Genomic DNA, 25,216 nt, shown 5'->3' on the forward strand with positions numbered 1-25,216 from the left:
GAAGCATATTTATTCAGTATCTGCATCACCAGTATCAAGACTGGTTCCCAGCAGGCTTTGTGCAGCATCGGCAGGCAAGGCTTCGACGCTTTTGAGTTTACGTGTCATTTGCCGCGTCCTGACTTCTGCCTGATCGATATTTTTTGCCGCTTTTTCCAGCGCGACTTTGGTGGCTGTCAATACATCAGCAAATTTGCCAAACTCTGTCTTGACTGCACCCAGCACCTGCCAGACTTCCGATGAACGCTGCTCCAGCACCAGGCTGCGGAAGCCCATTTGCAGGCTGTTCAGCAAGGCTGACAAGGTAGATGGACCAGAGATGGAGACGCGGCAAGTACGTTGCAATTCATCAGCCAGACCCGGTCTGCGCATGACTTCTGCATACAGGCCCTCAGTCGGCAGGAACAGAATGGCGAAATCTGTTGTCAGTGGTGGTGACAGGTATTTCTCGGAAATGGTTTTGGCTTCGAGACGTATTGCTCTCTCCAACTCTTTGCCAGCCTGCGCGACCCCTTCTGCATCGGCGCGCTCTGCGGCATCGATCAGGCGCTCATACTGCTCTTTAGGGAACTTTGCGTCGATGGGCATCCATACCGGGGCCCTGTTTTCTTCCTTGCCTGGCAGCTTGATGGCGAATTCCACCCGCTCACCTGAGCCGGGTATTGTTTCTACATTCTTGGCATACTGGTCTGGCGTCAGCATTTGTTCCAGCACCATTTCCAGTTGCACTTCGCCCCAGGTGCCACGGGTTTTGACATTCGTCAGCACTCGCTTGAGGTCACCAACACCTATCGCAAGTTGTTGCATCTCACCCAGACCCTGATGCACTTTTTCCAGACGGTCAGAGACCAGCTTGAACGATTCACCAAGACGCTGCTCCAGCGTCGCATGCAGCTTTTCATCGACGGTCTTGCGCATTTCTTCTAGCTTACCTGCATTGTCAGCCTGCAATTGCTGAATTTTTTGTTCCAGCGTTGCGCGTATTTCATTCATGCGCTGGGCATTTGATTCTGTCAGTGCCAACAGAGTTTGATTCAGGCTATCACCAAAGCGCTTCAGGCTCTGGCCTTGCTCGTCACGGGCGACCTGTCCTTGCAAAATGAAAGCCTGCCTGAATTGCTCCAGTTGCTGGGCATTGGTTTCATTGAGTTTCACCAGTTGCTGGGAGAATGCATCGATCTGGTTATTTTGCAGCGTCGCTACGCTGGTCAGCTGGGCGGCCAGGTTTTGCTGTAGCTGGCCGAAGCTACCAGAAAGTTCCTGGCGGCCAGTCTGGGCGGTCAATTGCACCTGTTCTCTCAACGCACGCTCACTACGCTCCTGTGACATCTGCGATTGCTGCTGGGTCTGGCGCAGTTGTTCCTGTATGGCCGCTATGCCACCGGCATCCTGCGTGCCAGACTTGCGCAGCAAAAGCATAATATTCAGGACGACGGCCAGCGCAGCCAGCAAAAGTATCAATACCTCAAACAGGCTCATAGAAAAATATTCAGGTGAAAAGGGGATTTCAAATTGCAAAACCTGGAAACTCAGCCAGGACGGTTACGCATCCAGTCAGCCGTCTGATAAAACGATTGCATCAAATGCTGCTGCAAATCTTCACTGACGCCGACATCCTGCATGGCCCAGGCCATACAGCGCAACCATTGATCACGTTCGCTACTGGCGATGGCATAAGGCAGATGACGCGCTCGCAGGCGTGGATGACCAAACTGCTCTATATACAAATCCGGGCCGCCCATCCAGCCGGACAAAAACCAGAACAGCTTGTCGCGTGATCCATCCATGGGAGTGGGATGCAATGCACGTATACCAGCAAATTCTGGCTCCAGCTCCATCAAGTCATAAAAACGGTCAACCATCTCACGCAGTTTTTCTGCACCACCCAGCAATTCATATAAATTGACCTGGGCTTCTTCATTATTTTCAACTTCAGTATTCATGTCATCGCTAATTTAAAGCCGTTCTTAAAACCGTTCAGAGTGCTGGCCTTGCCTGATTAACCCACAATTGCACAGCGGGTCTTTGCCATTGCTGAGCTGCGAACCGGGCTAGTTTTTCAGGCACCTGATCGCCATGCAAGACCAGGCGATTAATCATCAAGGCGAGATCAAGGTCAGCGACAGACCAGTCACCGAAGAGGTTTTCAGCATTATCTGGTATCAATGATTCACCCACCAGGAATAATTGCGCCGCTGCTGCTTTGGCAGCGTCAGACAGAGGTGCCAGCTTCTTGCCATAGAAGATGACCTGGGTATTGCGCTCCACCCGTATAGGCATCAGGGCACTGCGTATCCAGGCCTGTACCTGCCTTGCCCTGGCGCGGGCATGCGTGTCTTTGGGATAAACTGCCTGTTGTGGGAATACTTCTTCCAGATACTCGGTAATCGCTGAAGATTCAGATAATGCAAAACCATTGTGCACCAGGGTAGGCACACGCTGCGTCAGGGACGTGGCTGCATAGTCGGGCGCATGCTGGGCATCGGCTTCCAGGTCTACCGTCAGCAAATCAAAGTCCAGGCCTTTTTCATGCAGGGTGACGAATACTGACATCGCATAAGGGCTGGTAAATTGCGAGTCCACATAGAGTTTGATGTCTTGTTTTTGCAAGATATATCCTTTTAAATTAATTCACTAGTACGCTTGCTATCAAGCTTCGCGCAGGCTTTGCAGAGGCGGCTGATTCAATACATTGCGCAAACCCAGCCAGCCACCGACTACGGCGCAAGTAGCACCAACAATCAGACCCGCCAACCAGACCAAGGGGGAGAAAGTCCATTCAAAGTTGAAGCTGAAACGTGCCAGTGCCCAGCCTATGGCTGATGCCCCCGAAGCTGCCAATACACCAGACAAGCCACCTATCAGCAAGAATTCTATCCACTGCGCCTGCGAAAGTTGCTTACGAGTTGCACCCAGTGCACGCAAGAGTGCTGCTTCTCGCATACGTACATCTTGAGAGCCAGCCAGCGCGGCATATAACACCAGGACGCCAGAAGCCAGGGTGAACAGGAACAGGAATTCAACGGCCGTAATCACCTGGTCCAGCACATCCTGCATTTGCTTGATCATGGCACCGACATCCACCACGGTCAGGTTAGGAAAATCACGCATGAAGCGATTGACAAAATTTTTATCTGTTTCAGGTAAACGGAAAGCCGTAATCCAGGTTTGCGGCATATCGACCATGGCTTTGGGATTAATAATGACAAAGAAGTTCACCCGCATAGAACCCCAGTCCAGCTTGCGCAGGCTGGTGATGGTTGATGTCACCTGCTGACCTGCGACATCAAAAGTCATCTTGTCACCCAGCTTGAGCTTCAGGGTCTTGGCGATACCCTCTTCCACTGAAGCCTCGGCCTCGGTGGCCTTGCTATCGTCATACCAGCGACCGGCAGTGATTTTGTTCAAGGCAGGCATGTCGGGCATGGTAGACAGATTGAATTCGCGGTCCACCATGCGCTTGGCCTGGTCCTCTACATAGCTTTCGCCAGTAACAGGCTTGTCATTCAGGGCGATCAGACGCCCGCGTATCATGGGGTACAGCAGTGGCTTGCCAAAGGCATCAAGTTGTTTAGCGATATCTGCTTTTTGATCTGGCTGTATATTGATGACAAACTGATTTGGCGCATCTGCTGGCGTGGCTTTTTTCCACGCAGTGATCAGGTCACCACGCACGACAGTTAACAATAACAAGGCCATCAGCCCCAGAGCCAGTGAAACGACTTGGACGATAGTCGCGCCAGGTCGTCTTTGCAAAGCAGTAATGGCAAAACGCCAGGCAGAATGCGCAAATAAAGTACGCATGCGCTTGAGCGAAAACATGCCCAGCCATGCCACCAGCGCAAACACCAGCAAACCAAGCAAAAAACCCGCAGCAGTCATCAAGCCCAGTTTGATATCAGCCGTTTGCCACAGCAACAAAGTCACGAACATGCCCAGGCCGCAGGCATAAGTCACCAATGTCATGGCCTTGGGTGCATCTTGTTCGCGTCGTATGACACGATTATGCGGCACATTACGCAATTGCAAAATCGGTGGCAAGGCAAAGCCAACCAGCAGCAATAAACCTGTGGCAATGCCCTGCACGGCAGGCAAGAAATTCGCATCTGGCAGATCCTTGGCGACCAGCTTACCCAACCATTCAAGCAAGACATAATGGCCTGCATAACCCAGCAGCACACCAGCGATACTGCCCAGCAAACCCAGGATCAGGAATTCAATCAGATACATGGACATGACCTGATTTTGTGTCAGCCCCAGGCAGCGCAACATGGCGCAGGCATCCAGATGGCGCAGCATGAAGCGGCGCGCTGCCATGGCAATCGCAACTGCAGCCAGCATGGCTGACAACAGGCTCACCAGTGACAGGAACTGATCTGCTCTGTCCAGGGTAGCGCGCATTTCTGGCCGGCCTGCCTCCAGTGATTCCAGGCGTACGCCTTTGAGTTTTTCGCTATTTATTTTTTCTTGCAACTCTTTTTGAAAGGCAGCGATCAACTTGGTATCGCCCGCCATAAGCAACCGATAAGTCACTCGAGAGCCGTTTTGTATCAGCTTGCTGGCGGGAATGTCCGTCAGCGATATCATGGCACGTGGAGCAAAATTCATGAAACCTGCGCCACGGTCCGGCTCCGTGCCTATGGTCTGGGTCACCGTCAGTTGCAGTTCGCCCAATTTGATTTTTTGGCCTACAGTCAAATTCAGGGCCGATAGCAAAGCCGGATCTACCCACACAGTTCCTGATTGAGGGACGATATCGGTAGCGACTTCTGTTTCGCCCTTGTTCAGCTTCAACTTGCCACGCAAGGGGTAATCAGCACTCACAGCCTTTAAAGAGACCAGGCGGGATATCGCTTCATCACCCTCGCCCGCCAACGCCATACTTGGGAAGACTACCGTCTCTGCAGTCTTGAAGCCGCGCTTTTCTGCTTCTTGTCGCCACTCTGGCTTGATAGGCTGATCAGCCGCGACCAGCAAGTCAGCGCCTAGCAACTGGTGCGCATCGCGGTTGAGACCACTGCGCATCCTGTCAGTAAAAAAACCGACCGAGGCCAGGGAGGCCACGGCGATCATCAAGGCAATCAGTAAAAAGCGCAGCTCACCAGCACGCCAGTCACGCATCGTCATACTGAGAGAGAGTTTGAACATAGTTAGCTTGCCAATACAGAAATAAAATAATCAAAGCACATGCAAAACACAGCACCACTCTTACCAACATACAGTAGTGCTGCAAATCAGTCTTTAGTTCAAACTTGCGCTATCTTTTTACTCAGATGCCAGCGCATTCGCAAAATCAGCCAGCAAATCCTGGGTATCTTCTATGCCCACAGATACGCGTATCAAGGAATCCGCTATCCCCATCTCGGCACGGCGCTCTGCCCCCATCTCAAAGAAAATGGTGTGTGCAACCGGAATAACAAGGGTGCGGGTATCACCAAGATGGGTTGCATTGATCGCCAGCTTCAGGCGGTTCAGGTAATCAAAACAATCAATCTCGGGTTTTAACTCAAAACTGAACAAGGCACCGTAGGCAGTAAACAACTCTGTGGCCAGGACATGTTGGGGATGGTCTGGCAGGCCAGGATAATGAACTGCTGCTACACGCGGGTCGGCAGCCAGCATTTTTGCCAGCGCCAGGGCGTTCGCACATTCCCTATCCATGCGCAGAGCGATGGTTTCTGCACCTACAGCAACCTGGTGTGCTGCTTCTGGCGACAGCGAGGCACCAAAATCACGCAAAGCCTTGGCCCTGATTTGTGCCAGACCCTGCATCTTTGCAGGCTGCTTGCGGAAGTTGGCGGCAATATTTGGAAATGCGCTCCAGTCAAACAAGCCAGTGTCCGTCAAGGCACCACCCAGCACATTGCCATGACCGGCGATGGATTTAGTAAGCGAATTGATCACCAAGCCTGCATGCACAACTTTGGGCTGGAACAGATAAGGCGAAGTCATGGTGTTATCGACCACAAACAGGATGCCTTTTTCACGGCACAGCTCACCTATTTTTTTCAAATCAGCGATTTGCGTGCGTGGATTGGCGATGGTTTCTACAAACACCATGCGGGTTGCTGGCGTCAGTGCGGCTGCGACGTGACTTGCATCAGTGGCATCCACCAATGACACATCGACACCCTGCCCGGCCACGGTTTGCCACAGGCTATTGGTATTGCCAAACAAGAATGAAGAAGACACCAGATGATCACCCTGGCGCAATAATGCCTGGAACACTGCGCCTATGGCAGCCATGCCGGTTGCAAATGCGATGGTAGCCAGCCCGCCTTCCATCTTGCTGATTTTTTCTTCCAGCGCAGAGACGGTAGGATTACCCTGGCGGCCATAGCGGTAGCCAGATTGTTTATTCTGGAACACCGCTGCCAGATCCCGCGCGTCGCCGTAGCCATACATGACTGAGGTATGGATGGGTTTATGAACAGAGCCATGCTCTATCTCTTTTTGTCTGTCGCTATGCAGGATGGTGGTGGTGAAACCGTATTTGGGTGATTGAGATGTCGTGCTCATAATGCCGGGAAATGAATGAGAAAATAAAAAGCGAGTTTTGGGAGTTTAACCCAGAACTCGCTTTCTCATTCTTGTACAGAGGTAGGCTGAGCAGCTAAATCAATCTTTCAGCAAGAATGCCTCTATCAATTCTGCCAATTTCTCAGGCTGGTCATGGTGCAGCATGTGCCCGGCATCGAAAATCATCTCTTTTTGTAGCTGCGGTATATGCTCCAGGCGCCTGTCTATTTCTACACGTGCTTCTTCTTTTGGCCCCATCCAGTGCCAGACATTGGTGTCATCTGCCTCCATCCACAATACTGGAGCAGTGATTTTTTGCCAGCAAGCCATGACCTCTTCAACCCGGTATAGGAGCGGACTGGTTTGCTTGTGGGCAGGGTCACCCAAAATTTCCCAGCAACCGGGGCTGGTTTCCTTGGCCCAATGTGCAGAAAGAAATGCCGCTCTTTCGTCTGACAAGCGTGGATTGGTTTTTTGCAAACGGGTGGCTACTTCTGCTTGCGAAGCATAAGTGCGCAGGCCAGCCTGGTTTTCCAGCTCATCTAGCCATTTCCTGTAACGCCCGGGTGCCTGCTTGGGATGGGTCACTGGCATGCCAAAGCCTTCAAGATTGATGAACTTGCGCACTCGCTCAGGGCGTACACCTGCATACAGGCCAGCGACATTCGCGCCCATGCTGTGTCCCAGCAAATTCACGGGCTCATCCGGCGAGATATGCCTTAGCAGCGCATCGAGGTCACCCAGATAATCCGGGAACCAGTAAGTATCGACATTGGGCGATTCAGTCAATCCAAAGCCGCGCCAGTCAGGTGCAAGCACTTGCCAGTCTTGCTTGAGGCAATCGACGACGAACTGGAAAGACGCAGACACATCCATCCAGCCATGCAGCATGATGATTTTGGGCGCATCTTCCCGCCCCCAACTGCGCACGTGGTATTGCAGGCCACGGATATCAAGAAAGGATGTGCGTGAAGGCTTGAATAGAGTATTCATAAGAATTTAATATTTTTCATCTGGAAATACAGGCAAACGCCAGCCTGCAAAGCACATAATCAAGTAGCATGATACTAATGCCTCAGGGCACTTGCAGCACGAACATGCAATAGCACGACCGTTCGATTATTATAACGGAGACAGGATGAAGCAGTTGAACAAACTCAAAGACAAGACAGAAAACGATACAAAAGCTGATCAAGTTACCCATGTTGACCATTATGATCAGCTTTATCACAAGTTCAGATGGGATGTACCCAGCAATTTCAATATCGCAGAAGCCTGTTGTCACCGGTGGGCGGTAAAGCATAAACATGCAAAGAAGACTGCCATTCTTTATGAAGACAGCGAAGGCAATAGCCGTCGCCTGACTTATCAGCAATTGCACGAACAAGCCAACCAGCTTGCCAATCTATTCTTGCAGGAAGGCATACAGCGTGGCGACGTGATTGCCTGCATCTTGCCGCAAAGGCCAGAAACCGCGATTACTATCATGGCTTGCCTGCAAATTGGCGCCATCGTCATGCCCCTCTCCTTTTTGTTCGGACCTGAAGCGCTGGAATACCGGCTGCAGCACAGCCAGTCCATCGCCATCGTTCTGGATGGCAGTGGGATCAAGGCATTTGAAGAAATACGCAGCCGCTGTCCCGACCTGAAAACCGTGATTACCGTCGACTGCGACACCAATAACGACATGCCGCCCTGCATAGACTGGGAAACGCATGTGCCCAACATGCCTGTTACTGCCCGCATTGCCGACACCCGTTCCAGTGACCCGGCGATCCTGATTTACACCAGCGGCACTACTGGTGCGCCCAAGGGAGCGCTGCTACCGCATTCTGCCATTATCGGTAACCTCACTGGCTTTGTGGCTTCGCAAAACTGGTTCCCGCAAGATGAAGATGTCTTCTGGTCACCGGCTGACTGGGCCTGGACTGGCGGCTTAATGGATGCCTTATTGCCTACCTTGTATTTTGGCAAACCCATCGTTGGCTACCAGGGTCGATTCACTGCAGAGACTGCTTACTATCTGCTGGAAAAATACCAGGTCACAAATACCTTCCTGTTCCCTACTGCCTTGAAGATGATGATGAAGGCAGAGCCCAAGCCCAGGAAAAAATACAATCTCGCCTTGCGCGCCATCATGACTGCGGGTGAAGCTGTCGGTGACGCCGTTTTCAACTGGTGTGAAAAGGCTTTGCACATCACACCAAATGAAATGTTCGGCCAGACTGAAATGAACTACATCGTCGGCAACAGCCATCAATTGTGGCCAGCCAAACCCGGTAGTATGGGACGGCCTTATCCTGGACACAGGGTGGCAGTTATTGACGATGATGGCAATGAAGTGGCAGATGGTGAAACAGGTGAAGTTGCCATGAGCCGTTATGATGCCTACGGCCATCTTGACCCTGTATTCTTTCTGGGTTACTGGAAAAACGACACGGCAACCCGCAATAAATTCACTGGCGACTGGTGCAGAACGGGCGACCTGGCTACCCGCGATGCCGATGGCTACCTGTGGTATCAGGGTCGCGCAGATGATATGTTCAAGGCTGCGGGTTACCGCATAGGCCCATCCGAAATCGAGAATTGCCTGGTCAAACATGCGGCAGTGGCAAATGTCGCAGTCGTGCCTAAACCAGACAAAGAACGAGGCAACCTGGTCAAGGCCTATGTGGTGTTAAGCCAGGGGTTTCAGGGTGGCGATGCACTGATCAAGGAATTGCAAGATCATGTGCGGGGCAAACTCGCACCCTATGAGTATCCGAAAGAGATAGAATTTATCGATGCCTTGCCGATGACCACTACAGGCAAAATACAGCGACGCATATTACGTCTGCGTGAAGAAGAGCGCGCAGCAAAATAATTCAAACTACAATTCAAACCCGCTCAGTGCTGCGCCATCACCGTGGCACTGACCAGGCTGGCAACCTGGTCCAGCATATCGCTGATAGTCTTGCCATACAGAGTGCTATTGAAAGCCGCTCCATCAAAGACATGTTCACGCCCTACGCTTACATTTCCCGCAACCGTATTTGAAAATTCCTGCTGCGCTAGCAGTTGACCAGTGCGCGCATCATAGATACGTACATCCAGTTCTATGGCACGGGTTCTTTTTTGCGTCAGGCCAAACAGATTACTATCTATCTTGGTGCCTGCATTGCGAATTTCTCCTGAGACGATGTAGCGGCTGGCATAAGTCTGGCCCAGTTGCTGCAAGAGTTTCAGTGGCGGAACATCCTGTTGCCAGTCAAACGACAATAGATCAGGCGACGTGCGCACCTGCACTTGCCGCTCACGCATGAGCCTGCGGGCAATCGCTTTGGGAAAGCCTTGGGCCGCATCATCAATATCGAGTACCTGCACGGGCTTATTGACGGCGAAACCTGTCAACACCAGAGCCTTATTGGATGGCAAATTAGGCGGCAAACCGGGATCGGTCATTTGTGCAATGGAGTGCGCAGAAAAGAATACGCCGAGTAAAATTAACGCAATCCGGTTTACCATTGATCTTAAGCCTGTCATTTTGTTCTTTTCAGGAATCATTGCTTTTATTACGACCGCATCAGCAACAACTTTAAGCATCTATTACAATCAATAAATCGCCAACCTTCATAGCCTAAGCAGAATGATCACTCCAAGCCTGAAAATTTCTCTGGTCAAAGCCGATGATGCAGCCGCCGTATTAGCATTTGAACAGGAAAATCGCCAGCATTTTGAAGAATGGATAGCCAGCCGTGGTGATGATTTTTATTATTTGCAAGAGGTCCGCTCCAGCCTGGAACAGGCACAATACCTGGCCAATGCCAAACGTGAATATCACTACCTGGCCTGGGTAGAAAATGAAGTTGTCGGCCGCATCACCTTGCGTGGCGTAGAACAGGACCAATACCACAAGGCATTTCTCGGTTACCGTTTCAGCCAGCGCCATGGCGGTCACGGTTATGCTACGGCAGCTGTCAATGCCGTGGTGAACCAGGCATTTGATGAATTCAGGCTAAATCGTATAGAAGCCGTCGTCATCATTGACAATCTGCCTTCACAAGCCATCATGCGCAAATGCGGCTTCAATGAATATGGCCATTCTCACGCATCCGTGCTGAGAAACGGCATATGGATGGATATGCTGCACTATGAAAAGCTGAACACAGTGCGCCCAGCCTGAATTACGGCTCATCCCCAGAATTTTGCAGTTCATCGCAAAGCGGGAGCAAGTGGAAATAAAATTGGCAATACTAGGACCAGTGCTACAAACTTACCACTGGAGAAAACCATGCGCCATATGTTGTTGATATCTGCCCTGCTCATCTGCTCTATCAGCTCCGTCGCATTCGCTGACGAGCAAACCCGTAATTTGCCTGCGTTTAAATCTATCAAGACCCGCAGTGCTTTCAGCCTGGTGGTTGAAGTTGGTAAGTCTCAGTCAGTACAAGTCAAGGGTAATGAAAAGTTTGTCAACAATATCATTACCGAAGTCATTGGTGAAGAACTGGTCATTTCCTATAAAGAAAAGAATACAGTCAAAATCAATGACAATTCTCAGGTCATCATCAGCATCCCTGAATTAAGCAGGTTCAAGATGGAAGGTGCTGGCAAAACCACGCTGAACAATCTGTCTGGCCCTCACTTTGCCTTGTCTTATGAAGGTGCAGGCATGCTGGTCGCCAACGGCAAGGTCAAATCTTTTACCTTACGTGCAGAAGGCGTGGGGCTGGTAGAAACCAAAAACCTGATTGCTGAGCAGGTGGATGCGCGCATAGAAGGCATAGGCTCAGTATCTGTGAATGCCAGCGACAGTCTGAATGCATCGGTACAAGGCATAGGCAGCCTGACTTATTATGGCCGCCCACGCAATGTCAGTAAATCTGTCGATGGTATAGGCTCGGTACGTGCCGGGGATTAAATATTTGCCGCTGCCTGCAGGGCACGCAGCTCATCCTCATCAAACCCTGCTGCCCTCCGGCCTTCCAGGTTAAAAGGCCCCCGCACTGGTGGGGCCTTGTATTTACGGGTCATCTCGGCATATGTTGAAATGATATCCAGGCTCTGCTCCGCACACATTTTTTTGTACCAAAAATTGCCGATGGCGACATGGCCAATTTCATCATGGAGGATAATCGCCAGAATATCGGCAGCAGCATGGTCACCTGCCTGTGCCAGCTTGGCCATGACGGCAGGCGTCGCATCCAGGCCGCGTGCTTCCAGCGTGCGCGGCACCAGGGCGAGACGGGCCAATAGATCACCCCTGGTTTTCTCTGCCATTTCCCACATGCTGTTATGCGCGGGGAAGTCGCCATAAGCAAAACCCTGGGTACGCAGATGCCCAACCAGCAATTGAAAGTGATAAGCCTCTTCCTTGGCCACTTTCAACCAGTCCAGGTAAAACTGCGCAGGCATGCCGGCAAAACGCCAGATGATGTCTGCCGCCAGATTGACTGCATTCAATTCTATATGCGCCAGTGCATGAATCAGCACCGCCCTGCCTTCTACCGTATTCATGGCACGACGGCCTACTTTACCCGGTGGCACCAGTTCAGGCTTACTCAGGCGACCAGGTATGCCCTCAGGCTCAGCAAAAACTGTGGCGACATCCAGCAGCGGCTCCTTGAGAATTGCATGGATAGCCTCACATTTACGTTGAGGATCTGGTTCCAGTACCGCAGCCAATGCGCATGCTCTTAACTCATTAATAACTTTATCTTTCATATACATGTGAAGCCAGGCAAGTAAGCCCGCAGGGGTTTACAATACTGCTTTAGCCAATAGGTTTAACCAATATTGCGTCATTTTACGGAACAACCATGCCCATTTACCAATTCGGTGACTTAAGCCCTGAAACTGATGCATCTGCCTATATTGCCGACAGCGCCAATATCATAGGCAAAGTCAAAATAGAAGCCAATGCCAGCATCTGGTTTGACGTCACCATACGCGGTGACAATGAATTGATTACCATCAGTGAAAACAGCAATGTGCAGGAAGGCAGCATTTTACACACTGATCCTGGTTACCCCATGGTGATAGGCAAAAATGTGACTGTCGGCCATCAGGCCATGCTGCACGGCTGCACCGTTGGCGATGGCTCATTGATAGGCATACAGGCTGTAGTGCTGAATGGCGCGAAGATAGGCAAGAACTGTCTGGTTGGCGCTGGTGCACTGGTCACGGAAGGCAAAGAATTCCCGGATAACTCTCTCATCATAGGCTCGCCTGCCAAGGTAGTCAGAACCCTGGGCGAAGCAGACATTGCCGGCCTGCAGCGCAATGCCGACACTTATGTGAAGCGCGGGCAAGCCTTTAAAACACAACTCAAACGCATAGACTGATTTAGCGATAACAATGACTGATACCTTACAAAAATTCATGTTCGAACATGCCGGTGTACGCGGCGAAATGGTCGAACTGACCCACACCTGGCAACAAACCCTGGCACGCAAGACTTATCCTGCTGCAGTACAAACCATACTCGGTGAATTGATGGCCGCATCTGCCCTGCTATCAGCCAACCTGAAGTTTGATGGCACCATGATCATGCAAATCCATGGTGATGGTCCGGTCAAGCTGCTGGTCGTTGAATGCGATGCTGAACTGAAAATGCGTGCCACTGCCAAACTCAGCGAGCATGCCAATATTGCGGAAGATGCCAGCCTGAGTGACCTGATCCATTCCCATGGTAAAGGTCGTTTTGTGATCACCCTGGACCCGAACAATAAATTGCCAGGCCAGCAGGCCTACCAGGGCATCGTGCCACTGGATGGGGACAGTATTGCAACGGTCATTGAAAACTATATGCAGCGTTCAGAACAGCTTGACACCAAGCTGTGGCTGGCGGCGGACGATCAGGTCGCACGCGGCATGTTGCTGCAAAAACTGCCTAAAACCGGTGGTGCTGAAGCCCAGGTAGAAGATGAAACCGAAGCCTGGAACCATGCCGTCATGCTGGGCGATACGCTGAAGCGCCCAGAATTACTGAGCACAGGTATAGACATACTCTTGCACCGTCTGTTCTGGGAAGAAACCATACGCGTCTTCGACCCTCTGCATCCGCAATTCCAGTGCAACTGTACGCGTGAAAAAGTCGGCGACATGCTGAGAATGCTGGGTGAAGAAGAAATACAGTCTGCCATTGCTGATCTGGGCACGCTGGATATCAATTGTGATTTCTGTGGCAAGCACTACGGCTTCGACAAGGTGGATTGCGCACAGTTGTTCGTTGCCAGCACGCTGACTGAAGGTACGCTGACCGCACCTGAAATCAAACATTAATTTCTGCTGGTCTGGTGATGCTGTCACCAGACCATTCCCGCAACAAGTCTTGCGAAATTCGTCACTCACCAATACAGTTTCGTCACTTGCTCTGATTTCCACTCCCGCATTCTGTCATTCTCGAAAGCTCATTATTCCGGAGACTTTCCATGATTCAGCAATGGTATAAAACGAACCCAGCCAACCTGCACCGAGGTATGGATATCGTACGCATCGGTGTCGCATTGATTATTTTGATGCACCCTCTGCATGGATACACCCACCTGGCAAATATCCCAAAATTTGGCGAGTTCCTGACCGAACTTGGCTACCCCTTTGGCACTGCTCTGGCATGGCTGGTCTTGCTGGTGCAAACCTCAAGTAGCCTGGCATTACTTGCTAACCGCTTTGTCGTCCCTGCCTGCTTAGGCCATATCGTTGTTGTCTGCTTTGGACTAATCCATGTTCACTCCCACTATGGCTGGTATGTTGTCGGCCCCGGTCAGGGCGGCATGGAATGGGGCTTTATCCTGCTGACCAGTTTGCTGGGCGTCATGTGGGCTTATTGGCCAGAAAAAAGATAAAAAAGACAAATACGTCGATTAGCAAAATTATTTTCAAAAAACCTTTGACCCTGACATTAGGTGAGGCTTTATAGTCTCTCTCATTGGAGGAGATCAGGTATGTTATTGAAAATCGGTGAACTGGCCAGCCGCACTGGCCTGACCATACGCACACTGCATCATTACGACAAAATTGGCTTGCTCAAGCCATCTGCGCGCTCAGAGGCTGGGTATCGCCTCTACGACAGGTCGGATATCAAACGCCTGCATCATATCCAGGCCCTGCGCCGCCTCGATTTATCTCTGGCCGAGGTGGGCGATCTCATCAATGGTGCAAGTGGCGACTTACACAGTGTCATAGACGAACAGATTTCTGGCCTGGATCAACAGATAGCCCAGAGCATGGAGTTACGCGACAGGCTACAACAATTGTCTGGCGTGTTGAAAGCTAAAAGCGAACCCAATCTGGAATATTGGCTTTCAACGCTGGAAATGATGAGTTTGATAGGCAAGTACTTCAGCCGCGATGAGATTTTGCATATGCGTGAACTGGAGCTACAGGCGAAAAGCAAGCTTGAAACGCATATGTCGCCCCTTATCCAGGCAGCCAGGAGCTTGCTGGATCAAAAAACCTCACCACATGATCATGCTGCCAAGCAATTGGCCAAAGAATGGGTGCTAGCCATGAGCAAGATCATGCCTGATCCCAGATTGCTCAGCAAATTCACCTTGATGCACAGAAAAGAACCTTCACTGCAGTCATTAAGCGGTGTGGATGATGAAATGATGGATTTCATCACCCAGGCATCAGTTGAGGTCAGGTACGACATTTACAGAAAACACCTGAGTGAAGAAGAGCTGAAGTATTTTCGTCACTCCTTTTTTAAAAATGCCGAATCCTGGACGCGGGTCTTTTCTGAGGTAAGGCAAAAAATGGCCCTGAACCTGCCACCTGAACACCCTGACGTACAAGCCATTTTAATCAAGTGGCGTACCCTGTTCATGGATGCCTGGGGTAACCATCTGCCGACCATGCTCAAGGTAAGGAGCATCCATGAAAAAGAGCCAGAGCTAAGCATAGGAGGCGGATTGACGCCATCCATCATTTCCTACGCTCGCCAGGGATTGGCAACTCTCGAAAAGAATTACCCCTTGAAATGAAATAGAATTTAAGGAAATAGAATGAACGAAATAAACAAGAATACAGTCGACAGCAAGCCCAAAGGCATGTTCAAGGACAGTAATTTTCTCTGGATGATAGGCGGCGGCGCGATCTCCATGCTGGGTGACCAGTTCACTTTAATTGCCCTGCCCTGGCTTGTCCTGAAAATGACCGGTGATACTCTGATACTGGGTATCGTACTGGCACTGATCAGCGTACCGCGCGCACTGTTGATCTTGCTGGGTGGCGCAGTGGTCGATCGTTATTCACCCAAGACAGTGATGATGCAAACCAAGTACATCAATACGCTGCTGTTGGGCATATTGAGCGCCCTGATTTTTTACGGCAAGCTGGAATTATGGATGGTGTACGCTCTGGCGCTAGGCCTGGGTATATCAACCGCATTCAGCATACCGTCAGGTACGTCAATGTTGCCGCGTGTCGTGCAGCCATCCCAATTGCAATCTGCGAATGGCATCATGCTGGGTATGCGCCAGTTGACCATGTTCATAGGGCCGGTGCTGGCAGGCTTGTTGATTGCCATGTTTGGTACGCAGGGAAGCGGCATGGTTCATGATGCGCAAGGCCTGGCAGCAGCATTTTTCTTTGACTGCTTTACCTACGCTTTCTCAGCCTGGACACTGAACAAGGTCAGGATGAATGATGGCGTACCAGCCCCCGTTAGCACAGCACCTGCGTCACAAAAACCGGCATTGCTACAGTCACTTGCGGAAGGTTTGCGTTACTGCTGGAATGAAAAACAGTTGCGTAGTTGCTTTATCTACTGGGCGGCAATCGCTTTCTTCATCATGGGGCCGATACAGATTGCCCTGCCGGTGATGGCAAACCAGCTTAGCAATAGTGCCAGCGCACTTGGCTTGCTGGCAGGTTCTCACGGTGCAGGCACTTTATTGGGTATGGCGCTGGCAGGCATGAAACCCAATCTGCGCTTTGGTAACCTGGGGCGTACTATCCTGCTGGTCGATTTTATTGTGGGCATATTGTTCGTCCCCATGGGCTTGATCAGCTCCAGCTGGCAAGGTGCAGGCATACTGTTAAGTGTGGGTATCCTGGGTGGTTTCTTGCATGTGGCCGTGTTTACCTGGGTGCAAAAACAGGTGCCACCAAATATGATAGGCCGCGCCATGAGTATGTTCATGTTTATCTTCATGGGCATAGGTCCGGTCTCTGCAGCATTCACCGGCTGGCTGCTGCGCGGTATCACTATCCCGCAATTATTCATGGGTAGTGGCAGTTTGTTGATTTTGATCGTCATTATGGCGACGCAAATCAGCCCTATTGCCAGGGTGACAGATAAACGCGTCACTGCATAAAACCTGCATTAAACAGGCTCAGGCTGATCTCAGGCGGATAACCTCTTCTGCCTCAATGACGCCTGAGTCACATCGATACACATCCTCTCGCCAGTCAGTTTCCAAAAAACAACAAATCCCATGTTAAATCGGGTTAATTTGGATAGCAATTCATTTCCATTCAACTTAACTTTCCAGGGTTTCGCTCTATGATGTAAACACCAGGTAATTAAATCGAATCATTGTGGCTGCTAACAAAACGTCATTGGGTTACGTGCCTGCCCGTTATTTGATTTGCCTGGGATTTGTCATTCTGCTGCTTCAAGGTACGAAAGTAGTTTTAGTTCATCAACCAGCATAAGTCAGCACAAATCAGGGAGACATCCATGAGAAAAACTTGCCTTGCATTCGCTTTGGGATTTATTGTTGCTGCATCACCACTCTACGTATCAGCTACTGAAAGAAGTACAGAAGCCGAAGCTCTGGCTTTAATACAAAAGGCTCAGGAATACATCAAAAAAAATGGTGTCGAAAAATCAATCGTTGAATTCAATAAACTGGATAGTCCTTTCAACACCACCAGCGACATCAATAAAAAAGGGGACCTCTATCTTTATACGGTGGACCAAAAAGGTTATCAGGCAGTTCATGGGAAAAATCCTAAAATCGTAGGGAAAACCATGCTGGACATGCGTGATCAGGACGGTGTTTATCTGATCAAGGAATTAGTCGAGAAGTGTTTTGCCAATGGCAAGGCATGGGTAGCCTATCGCTGGCCAAACCCGATAAGTAAAGAACTGGAAAGGAAGAAAGGTTATGTTGAAAGAGTTCCGGGACAAGATTTCTGCCTGGGAACAGGGATATACTATTAATACATTTTCTTGTTGTTTGAAAGAGGAAGCGGAAAACTTCCTCTTGATGAAATAATTACAGGAAGGAATTTGCATGGCAGGACCGGCTGAACGGCCAAAAATTGCTGGTGTAATTTTCCTGTTGCTTGCAGGTGTGGCCATTGCCGCCATTATTTTGCAAACCTGGTGGGCTATTTCACAAGACCGCAGCCTCACCTTCAAATCAGAGTATGAAAATGGCCTGGTTACAGTTCGCCTGCTGGAAGAACACGCAACCCAGACGCTAAGAGAGGCCGATGGCAATTTAAGCACCGTCATTAACGCCATACAGTCCATCAGCAGGGAAAGAGAGCTGAATGACGATATCATTCGCGAACTGATCACCCAGGCACAGCCTTTTAACAAAGTATTAAAGGCTCTGCAGTATGTAAATACCACTGGAAAAGCATTTGTCAGCACTATCGATTATCCTGCATATCAAGTTGATGCGGATGAAAGAACCTACATTCCCTATCTGCTAAAGCACCCTGAAATCAAACACGCCATCATAGGACATCCATTTGAACGCTTTTATGATACTGAACTGGTCGTTCCTCTGGCGCGTAATTTATTTGCAGATAATGGCACCCATCTGGGTATCATCAGCACCGATATCAGTGTCGCTTACTTCAGTTCTGTATATGCGCGGGTAGCCAAGGACAGCAAGGCGATAGTCTCTTTATTCACCGACGAAGGTACGGTTATCGTTCGTTTTCCCTTTGATAAAAAATATGTTGGCAAAGAGTTTAAACAATCTCCTGTCATCAAGAATCTAGTACTCAAGGAAGTTGAAGGCAACTTCAGGGACAAGCAGTTTCTTGATGAAAAAAACCAGATAGAACGTCTATATACCTATAGAAAAATTACTGGTTTTCCTATCGTCTCAGTTTTTGCCCGGGACAATGACTCTATCCTTTCACCCTGGCGTGAACGCACGCGTGATCGGGTGATATTTTCCGGGGTAACAATACTACTCTTATGCATACTGACATTTTCGCTCTGGATACATATACACCGTTTGCATAGCTCTGAGGATTCCTTGAGAAAATCAGAGATGTCGCTACGCATCAGTGAAAGCAAGTTCGTCAATCTGTTTAAATTTTCCCCTGTTCCTTTGGCCTTGATCAGTCTGGCAGATGATAAATTGGTTGAAGTAAATGACAGCCTGCTCAGGCAAACCGGCTTTCAAGTCCAGGAAATGATGGGTAAATCACCGCAGGAGCTGCATCTTTGGGAAGATATTAATTTACGAAAAAATTACCTGACTCTACTTAAAGAGCAAGGTTTTGTTGATCAGTTTGAAATGCGCTTCCGCTACAAAAACGGCAACATTGCCACCTGCTTATTATCTGCCAGGCTTTTTGAATCTGACGGCGACAAGATGGTTATCTTTACGCCCATCGATATCAGCCAGATACGCGCGATAGAAAATGAGATTAGGCAGTTAAATACAGACCTGGAAGAGCGCGTCAGGCAAAGGACGCAGAGCCTCGAAGAAACCAATAAAGAACTGGGCAATGCGCTAGACAGTCTCACTACCATGCAGGTTGAATTGATACGCTCTGAAAAAATGGCCGCACTGGGGTCCCTGGTTGCTGGTATTGCACATGAATTAAATACTCCCATAGGTAATAGCGTCACTGTTGCTTCGACCCTGCAAGATCATGCTGAATCCATGGAAAATGAATTATCAACCAATCAACCCCGTCGCTCTATCCTCGCAAAGCTGACCCGTGAAACCAGCAAAGGGGCCAACATACTTGTGCGCAGTCTGGACAGAGCAGCCCAGCTGATACTCAGTTTCAAACAAGTTGCAGTAGACCAGTCCAGCAATCACCGACGCAATTTCGACTTGAGTACTACGCTCAATGAAATCCTAGCCACTCTGGAACCCATGTATAGCAGGACCGCTCATCGTCTGCACACAGACTTCGCTTCTGACATAAGCATGGAAAGTTATCCCGGGGCGCTGGCACAAATCATCACGAATTCAGTGAATAACAGTCTGACACATGCATTTGAACAGATGGAGCACGGTAATATGTACCTGAAAACCAGACTTTTTGGTCAACATCAGGTAGAAATTATCTTTAGTGATGATGGATCAGGCATTTCACCTGAACATCTTGCCCGTGTATTTGACCCCTTCTTTACGACTAAGCTTGGCAAGGGCGGCTCAGGACTGGGGATGCATATAGTCTACAACCTGGTGACGGATGTGTTAGGTGGCAAGATTGAGCTGGAGAGTGAACCCGGCAAAGGAACCACCATCAGCTTGTTATTGCCTTTAATTGCACCAGTCAAACAAACCGACAGGTTTGCCGCATAGACTGGCGCAACACCAAAGAAATGGTGAAACACGTCACGATAATTAAATTGGGGAATTTGAAAGAGGAAGTTGGCGAGCCTGATCTGCGGCACTTGTGGTAAGTGACTGTGGCTGCTTCGTTCCCGACCTGACCAGATTGGCCACGCCGCAATGCGCAGGGGCCCGCCAAGCCGCATTATATCGCATCAGACATAAACTTGCAGCACTTTGACCAGAATAAGCCTGACAGTGCTTTGGCACTACTCCAGCCAAACAAGTTCAATCCGCAATTTCCTGCTTCCATCCCCGTCTGTGGCCGTTTCATCGCATCTTTCCATTTGCACATTCCATTTGCATAAGATATATCTGCCAGCGCCACATCGCGCAGGGAATAGTTCAATTACAAAAAGGAAAAAGCATGGAACTTCGCATACAGCAGCTATCAAAACAATATAGTAATGGCGTGCAAGCGCTGGACAATATCAACCTGACCATACCTGCTGGCATGTTTGGCTTGCTCGGGCCAAATGGCGCGGGCAAATCCACCCTCATGCGTACTCTGGCGACTCTGCAAGACGCTGATTCTGGCACGGCGCTGCTGGATAATATGAATATCCGCGAACAAAAAGATCAGATACGCCGTTTGCTCGGCTATCTGCCACAGGATTTTGGCCTCTACCCCAAGGTCAGTGCCTATGATTTACTCGATCACTTCGCGGTCCTGAAGGGCCTGGACAACCGCAAGCAGCGTAAAGAAGTGGTGGAGGCTTTGCTGCATCAAACCAATCTCTACAATGTTAAAAGCAAGCATCTGGGTGGATTTTCCGGCGGCATGCGCCAGCGTTTTGGTATTGCGCAGGCGCTCCTGGGCGACCCGAAACTGATCATCGTTGATGAACCAACTGCCGGCCTGGACCCCGAAGAACGGGTGCGCTTCCATAATTTGCTGGCGGACATAGGTTCAGAAAAAATCGTCATCCTGTCCACCCATATCGTGGAAGACGTGGCTGACCTGTGCAATAACATGGCGGTCATCAACAAAGGCCAGGTCATCCTGACCGGCCAACCGCTTTCTTTAATTGCGCAAATACAGGGCAAAATCTGGAAACGATTTATAGAAAAATCTGAACTCGCTGCCTGCCAGCAAAAGTATCAACTCATCTCCAGCCGTCTGACCTCGGGCCGCACACTCATACACGTGTATGCAGATGCACAGCCAGATAGCAACTTTGAAGCCACTCAAGGTAATCTGGAAGATGTGTATTTTTCTGCGATGGCAGGCTTGCTGTCTGGCCCCGCTGCATTGCCAGTTCAACGCGCAGCCTGAGGAGTCGTCATGTTAGCAATACTCAAGTTTGAGCTGCGTCAAAAGGCACGCAGCATGTCCAGTTACATCTATTTTCTGGTTTTCTTCAGCCTGGCCTTGTTATGGATGGCAGCTGCAGGCGGCTTATTCACTGGCGCATCCATCGGTTTTGGCGGCAAGGTAAATATCAATGCGCCGGTAGCAATTTTCCAAAGCATTACTTTTCTTGGTTATCTGGGTATCAGCACTGTCGCGGCATTGATGGGGCAAGCGACACACCAGGATATAGAACACCACACCTGGCATTTTTTCTATAGTGCACCCATCAGTAAATTCCAGTATCTTGCTGGCCGGTTTTCAGGCGCCCTGCTGACTTCCATCATTATCTTTTCCGGTCTCGGCCTGGGTGCATGGCTGGGCTGTTATTTGCCTGGCATAGAAGCAGTGAGACTGGGCGCTGTACAGCCCATGTCCTACGTCATGCCTTATCTGTATGCGATCTTGCCAAACTTTATTATTTTTGGCGGCATCTTCTTCACTCTTGGCGCACTCACCCGTCGCATGTTGCCGGTGTATGTGGCCAGCGTGCTCTTGATTATCGGCTACCTGGTTGCTCGTTCATTGCGAGCTGATCTGGATAACAAGACCCTGGCTGCCCTGCTCGATCCCTTCGGTTCTTCTGCCATCAGCATGATGACGGAATACTGGAGCATCGCCGACAAGAATACCCGCCAGATTGCCCTGGATGGTGTATTCCTCATTAACCGCCTGATATGGCTGAGCCTTGGCCTTATCAGCCTGGCGTTGTGCTACTGGCGCTTTCAATTCTCCACAATCAATACGACGGGCAAACAGAAGAAAGAAAAGGCTGTAGCTGCCCCAATCGCAGTACAACTGCAAAAAGTCACGCCCAATTTCTCCGGTAACAGAATTTTGAAGTTGCTGTATGCAGAAAGCATGCTGAATTTGCGGGAATCAGTAAAAAACGTGTATTTCATCGTCATGCTGCTGGCGGGTGTTTTGTTCATGTTTGCGATTTCCAGCTCCATCACCAAAATGTTTGGCACACCCACTTATCCTGTGACTTATGCGGTGCTGGAAATTCTCGGCGGCAGCTTTAGTATCTTCATGCTTGCGATTACCACCTTTTACGCTGGTGAACTGGTGTGGCGTGAACGGGATGCCCGCATCGCGCAATTACTTGATGCTCTGCCCGTCCCCAATTACCTGCCATTCACTGCAAAACTGATCGCACTGATTGCCTTGCAGGGCATCATGCTTTTCGTGCTGATGTTATGCGGCATTTTGCTGCAAACCATCAAGGGCTATACCAATTATGAGTTAGCCCAGTATGTGCAACAGCTGTTTTTGATGCAATGGCCAGATTATGCCTTGCTGGCAGTCCTGGCGATTTCCTTGCAGGTTATCGTCAACCACAAGTATCTGGGCTATTTTTTAATCATCCTGTATTACGCTGCCACGATAGCTTTGCCTGCCATGGGTATCGAGCACCCCATGTTCCGCTACGCAGTAACACCACATATCACTTACTCGGATATGAATGCTTATGGTCACATGCTGGCAACATCGCGCTGGTATCTGAGTTACTGGACTGGTGCAGCTTTGGTATTGGTCAGCTTGTCCTTGATGATGTGGGTACGCGGCACGACTACCGATTTCCGTCTGCGCTTACGACTGGCAAAGCAGGCTTTCGCGGGTGGCAATTCAATCTTGCTGCTGGGTGGCACCAGTATTTTCGTGCTGACCGGCGCTGCCATCTTTTACTTTACAAATATCCTCAATCCCTACCAAAACCAGTTTGCAGAACAGGCTGACAATGCCAGCTATGAAAAACTGTATAAACAATATGCCATCCAGGCACAACCACGTATCAGCGATGTCAAATTGAATGTAGATATCTATCCTGAAACGCGCTGTGCGAACATCAAAGGAAGCTATCAACTGGTCAATCGCAGCAAGCAGGCTATCCAAGAGATTTTTATTACGCAGAAAGAAGATATAGACATCGTCAAGATGGAATTTGATTTTGCCACAGAAAAAAATATTGCTGATAAGAAGCTGGGCTTTCATAGCTATAAGCTAAAAAAGCCTTTGGCAGCAGGTGAAAAATTGACTCTCAATTTTGAACTCAGGATCGCACCCAAAAACTTTCTGGGCATGAGCCAGGGTAGCCCTCTTTACTACAACGGCAGTTTCTTTAACAGCATGTTGATGCCACATATAGGCTATCAACCGGCACTGGAACTCAGGGAAGACAAGACCAGGCGCGAACATGGCTTACCTGAAAAGGAGAGAATGGCAGAAAGAGATGATTCCAAGGCATTGGAAAACAGCTATATCGCCAATGATGCTGACTGGATTAATTTTGATGCAGTAGTGTCGACCTCGGCAGACCAGATGGCTGTCGCACCTGGCACCTTAAAGCGTCAGTGGCAAGAGCATGGCCGTAATTATTATCATTACGTGCCTGAACTGCCCATCTTGAATTTTTATGCCTTCCTGTCTGGACGCTATGAAGTGAAACAGGCGCAATGGCAAAACATTCCCATAGAAATCGATTATCACAAGGGACATGAATATAACGTAGACCGCATGGTGAAAGGCGTGCAAAAGTCACTGGATCACTACACTAAAAACTTTGGCCCGTATCAGCACAAACTGGTTCGTATCATTGAGTTTCCACGTTATGCCAGATTTGCCCAGGCTTTCCCTAACACCATACCGTTTTCAGAAAGCATAGGTTTCATTGCCCGCGTTGATGACAATAACCCCAAGGAAGTTGATTATCCATTCTATGTAACGGCACATGAAGTTGCTCATCAGTGGTGGGCACATCAAGTAATTTCGGGCAATAGCAAGGGGGGCACAGTGCTGGTAGAAACCCTGGCGCAGTACTCTGCCCTGATGGTCATGAAGCATACTTATGGTGATGCAACCATGCGCCGCTTCCTGCAATTTGAGCTGGACAGATATCTGCAAGGCCGTAGCCAGGAAAGGAAAAAAGAATTGCCGCTGGCACAGAATGAAAATCAAGACTATATCCACTATGCCAAAGGTAGCCTGGCCATGTACTTGCTGCAAGACCAGATAGGCGAAGACAAAGTCAACCAGGCCCTGCGCGAAGTCATCGCCCGTCATGCCAATAAGGGCGCTCCCTACCCTAGCAGCAAGGCACTGACCCAGGCATTACGCGAAGTGACGCCAGTGGAGCAACAATATGTGATTGATGATCTGTTTGACTCCATCACCTTGTATGAAAACCGTGCTATTTCAGCAAACGCCACGGCCTTGCCAGACGGACAGTACGAAGTAATGCTCAAAGTCACCAGCAATAAACTCAAGGCAGATGAACTGGGTGCGGAAAAAGAAGTTGCCTTGAAAGACTGGATGGACATAGGCATAGACGACAAGGATGGCAAGCCCTTGCTGCGTCAACGCCATCTTATCAATCAAAAAGAGATGGCATTCAAACTCGTCGTCAAGGGTCTCCCCTACAAAGCGGGTATAGATCCTGACATCAAATACATAGACCGCAAGCCTGATGATAATTTGATTAAAGTCGAATTGAGTAATAAGTAAGCTCTTACCAGAGAAACAAAAACCAGGAAAGGCGAACCATGTTCGCCTTCCTTTTTAATTTCTCAGTAGCAGAATCAAACCAGCTATTAAATTAGCCATTTAATATTCAATCAGATGAATTATTAATAATTCCCTTGAAATCGATCAATCTGCCGGGAAAATGCGAAAAACAGGAAATATATTTCCAAAATTGCTTTTCAATTGAGAACTTTCAGAACAGAATAATGCCCAAATACGGGGATGTAATTTCTAAATATATTAAATAAACAAAACATCATTCCCGCATTTGCTGCACATCCATTAATCCAAACTG

General features: G+C 49.5%; 20 protein-coding genes and 1 other RNA gene. 12 read left to right on the forward strand and 9 right to left on the reverse strand.

Going from position 1 to position 25,216, the window contains the following annotated elements; translation table 11 throughout:
• Nucleotides 1-9 precede the first annotated feature (9 nt).
• The 6 genes from DFR42_RS04760 to DFR42_RS04785 form a co-directional block, all read right to left on the reverse strand.
• On the reverse strand, nt 10-1,479 hold the full coding sequence (locus DFR42_RS04760; RefSeq protein WP_110253768.1) for a DNA recombination protein RmuC: 1,470 nt from the start codon (nt 1,477-1,479) through the stop codon (nt 10-12).
• Nucleotides 1,480-1,529: 50 nt separating this feature from the next.
• The gene (locus tag DFR42_RS04765; RefSeq protein WP_110253769.1) at nt 1,530-1,943 is read right to left on the reverse strand and encodes a group II truncated hemoglobin; all 414 of its coding nucleotides are present in this window, start codon (nt 1,941-1,943) and stop codon (nt 1,530-1,532) included.
• Between the two features lie 34 nt (nt 1,944-1,977).
• Complete coding sequence (gene yfcF, locus DFR42_RS04770; RefSeq protein ID WP_110253770.1) at nt 1,978-2,610, reverse strand: glutathione transferase; 633 nt, start codon at nt 2,608-2,610, stop codon at nt 1,978-1,980.
• A 39-nt stretch (nt 2,611-2,649) separates the two neighbouring features.
• Nucleotides 2,650-5,148, reverse strand: a complete 2,499-nt coding sequence (locus DFR42_RS04775) for an ABC transporter permease (protein ID WP_110253771.1) — start codon at nt 5,146-5,148, stop codon at nt 2,650-2,652.
• Nucleotides 5,149-5,265: 117 nt separating this feature from the next.
• A complete protein-coding gene (locus DFR42_RS04780) occupies nt 5,266-6,519 on the reverse strand; it encodes a cystathionine gamma-synthase family protein (RefSeq protein ID WP_110253772.1) in 1,254 nt (417 codons plus the stop codon).
• 99 nt (nt 6,520-6,618) lie between these two features.
• Nucleotides 6,619-7,512 (reverse strand): alpha/beta fold hydrolase, encoded by an 894-nt coding sequence (locus tag DFR42_RS04785; protein WP_110253773.1) that lies wholly within the window; start codon nt 7,510-7,512, stop codon nt 6,619-6,621.
• A gap of 145 nt (nt 7,513-7,657) precedes the next feature.
• On the opposite strand from DFR42_RS04785, the gene DFR42_RS04790 reads away from it, so the two are divergent.
• Nucleotides 7,658-9,382, forward strand: a complete 1,725-nt coding sequence (locus DFR42_RS04790; protein ID WP_110253774.1) for an acetate--CoA ligase — start codon at nt 7,658-7,660, stop codon at nt 9,380-9,382.
• 23 nt (nt 9,383-9,405) lie between these two features.
• On the opposite strand, the gene DFR42_RS04795 is transcribed toward DFR42_RS04790, so the two are convergent.
• Nucleotides 9,406-9,960, reverse strand: coding sequence for a flagella assembly protein FlgT middle domain-containing protein (locus DFR42_RS04795; protein ID WP_170133411.1), 555 nt, complete (start codon nt 9,958-9,960; stop codon nt 9,406-9,408).
• Between the two features lie 184 nt (nt 9,961-10,144).
• On the opposite strand from DFR42_RS04795, the gene DFR42_RS04800 reads away from it, so the two are divergent.
• Both DFR42_RS04800 and DFR42_RS04805 read left to right on the forward strand, forming a co-directional pair.
• Nucleotides 10,145-10,681: a GNAT family N-acetyltransferase gene (locus DFR42_RS04800; protein ID WP_110253776.1), complete on the forward strand. Its 537-nt coding sequence runs from the start codon at nt 10,145-10,147 to the stop codon at nt 10,679-10,681.
• A 108-nt stretch (nt 10,682-10,789) separates the two neighbouring features.
• Entirely contained in the window at nt 10,790-11,419 is a 630-nt protein-coding gene (locus tag DFR42_RS04805; RefSeq protein ID WP_110253777.1) for a GIN domain-containing protein, read from the forward strand.
• Here DFR42_RS04805 and DFR42_RS04810 read toward each other — a convergent pair.
• Nucleotides 11,416-12,222, reverse strand: a complete 807-nt coding sequence (locus tag DFR42_RS04810) for a ferritin-like domain-containing protein (protein WP_170133412.1) — start codon at nt 12,220-12,222, stop codon at nt 11,416-11,418. The two genes, DFR42_RS04805 and DFR42_RS04810, sit on opposite strands and share 4 nt — an antisense overlap.
• Nucleotides 12,223-12,317: 95 nt before the next feature.
• On the opposite strand from DFR42_RS04810, the gene DFR42_RS04815 reads away from it, so the two are divergent.
• From DFR42_RS04815 to DFR42_RS04845, 7 genes are all read left to right on the forward strand, one after another.
• On the forward strand, nt 12,318-12,842 hold the full coding sequence (locus DFR42_RS04815; RefSeq protein ID WP_110253779.1) for a gamma carbonic anhydrase family protein: 525 nt from the start codon (nt 12,318-12,320) through the stop codon (nt 12,840-12,842).
• 13 nt (nt 12,843-12,855) lie between these two features.
• Complete coding sequence (gene hslO / locus DFR42_RS04820) at nt 12,856-13,782, forward strand: Hsp33 family molecular chaperone HslO (protein ID WP_110253780.1); 927 nt, start codon at nt 12,856-12,858, stop codon at nt 13,780-13,782.
• A 149-nt stretch (nt 13,783-13,931) separates the two neighbouring features.
• Complete coding sequence (locus tag DFR42_RS04825) at nt 13,932-14,345, forward strand: DoxX family protein (protein ID WP_110253781.1); 414 nt, start codon at nt 13,932-13,934, stop codon at nt 14,343-14,345.
• A gap of 99 nt (nt 14,346-14,444) precedes the next feature.
• Complete coding sequence (locus DFR42_RS04830; RefSeq protein ID WP_110253782.1) at nt 14,445-15,485, forward strand: MerR family transcriptional regulator; 1,041 nt, start codon at nt 14,445-14,447, stop codon at nt 15,483-15,485.
• Nucleotides 15,486-15,506: 21 nt separating this feature from the next.
• On the forward strand, nt 15,507-16,820 hold the full coding sequence (locus DFR42_RS04835) for an MFS transporter (RefSeq protein WP_245936825.1): 1,314 nt from the start codon (nt 15,507-15,509) through the stop codon (nt 16,818-16,820).
• A 365-nt stretch (nt 16,821-17,185) separates the two neighbouring features.
• Complete coding sequence (locus tag DFR42_RS04840) at nt 17,186-17,671, forward strand: cache domain-containing protein (RefSeq protein ID WP_110253783.1); 486 nt, start codon at nt 17,186-17,188, stop codon at nt 17,669-17,671.
• Between the two features lie 73 nt (nt 17,672-17,744).
• The gene (locus DFR42_RS04845) at nt 17,745-20,018 is read left to right on the forward strand and encodes an ATP-binding protein (RefSeq protein WP_110253784.1); all 2,274 of its coding nucleotides are present in this window, start codon (nt 17,745-17,747) and stop codon (nt 20,016-20,018) included.
• A gap of 68 nt (nt 20,019-20,086) precedes the next feature.
• Here DFR42_RS04845 and ffs read toward each other — a convergent pair.
• Nucleotides 20,087-20,185, reverse strand: an RNA gene (gene ffs / locus DFR42_RS04850) — signal recognition particle sRNA small type.
• Between the two features lie 230 nt (nt 20,186-20,415).
• Here ffs and DFR42_RS04855 point away from each other — a divergent pair.
• Together DFR42_RS04855 and DFR42_RS04860 are read left to right on the forward strand one after the other, a co-directional pair.
• Nucleotides 20,416-21,324, forward strand: a complete 909-nt coding sequence (locus DFR42_RS04855; RefSeq protein ID WP_110253785.1) for an ABC transporter ATP-binding protein — start codon at nt 20,416-20,418, stop codon at nt 21,322-21,324.
• Nucleotides 21,325-21,333: 9 nt separating this feature from the next.
• Nucleotides 21,334-24,903 (forward strand): ABC transporter permease/M1 family aminopeptidase, encoded by a 3,570-nt coding sequence (locus DFR42_RS04860; RefSeq protein ID WP_110253786.1) that lies wholly within the window; start codon nt 21,334-21,336, stop codon nt 24,901-24,903.
• The last annotated feature ends 313 nt before the right edge of the window (nt 24,904-25,216 follow it).

It is taken from the genome of Undibacterium pigrum (genome assembly GCF_003201815.1).
Taxonomy (GTDB): Bacteria; Pseudomonadota; Gammaproteobacteria; order Burkholderiales; family Burkholderiaceae_D; genus Undibacterium; species Undibacterium pigrum.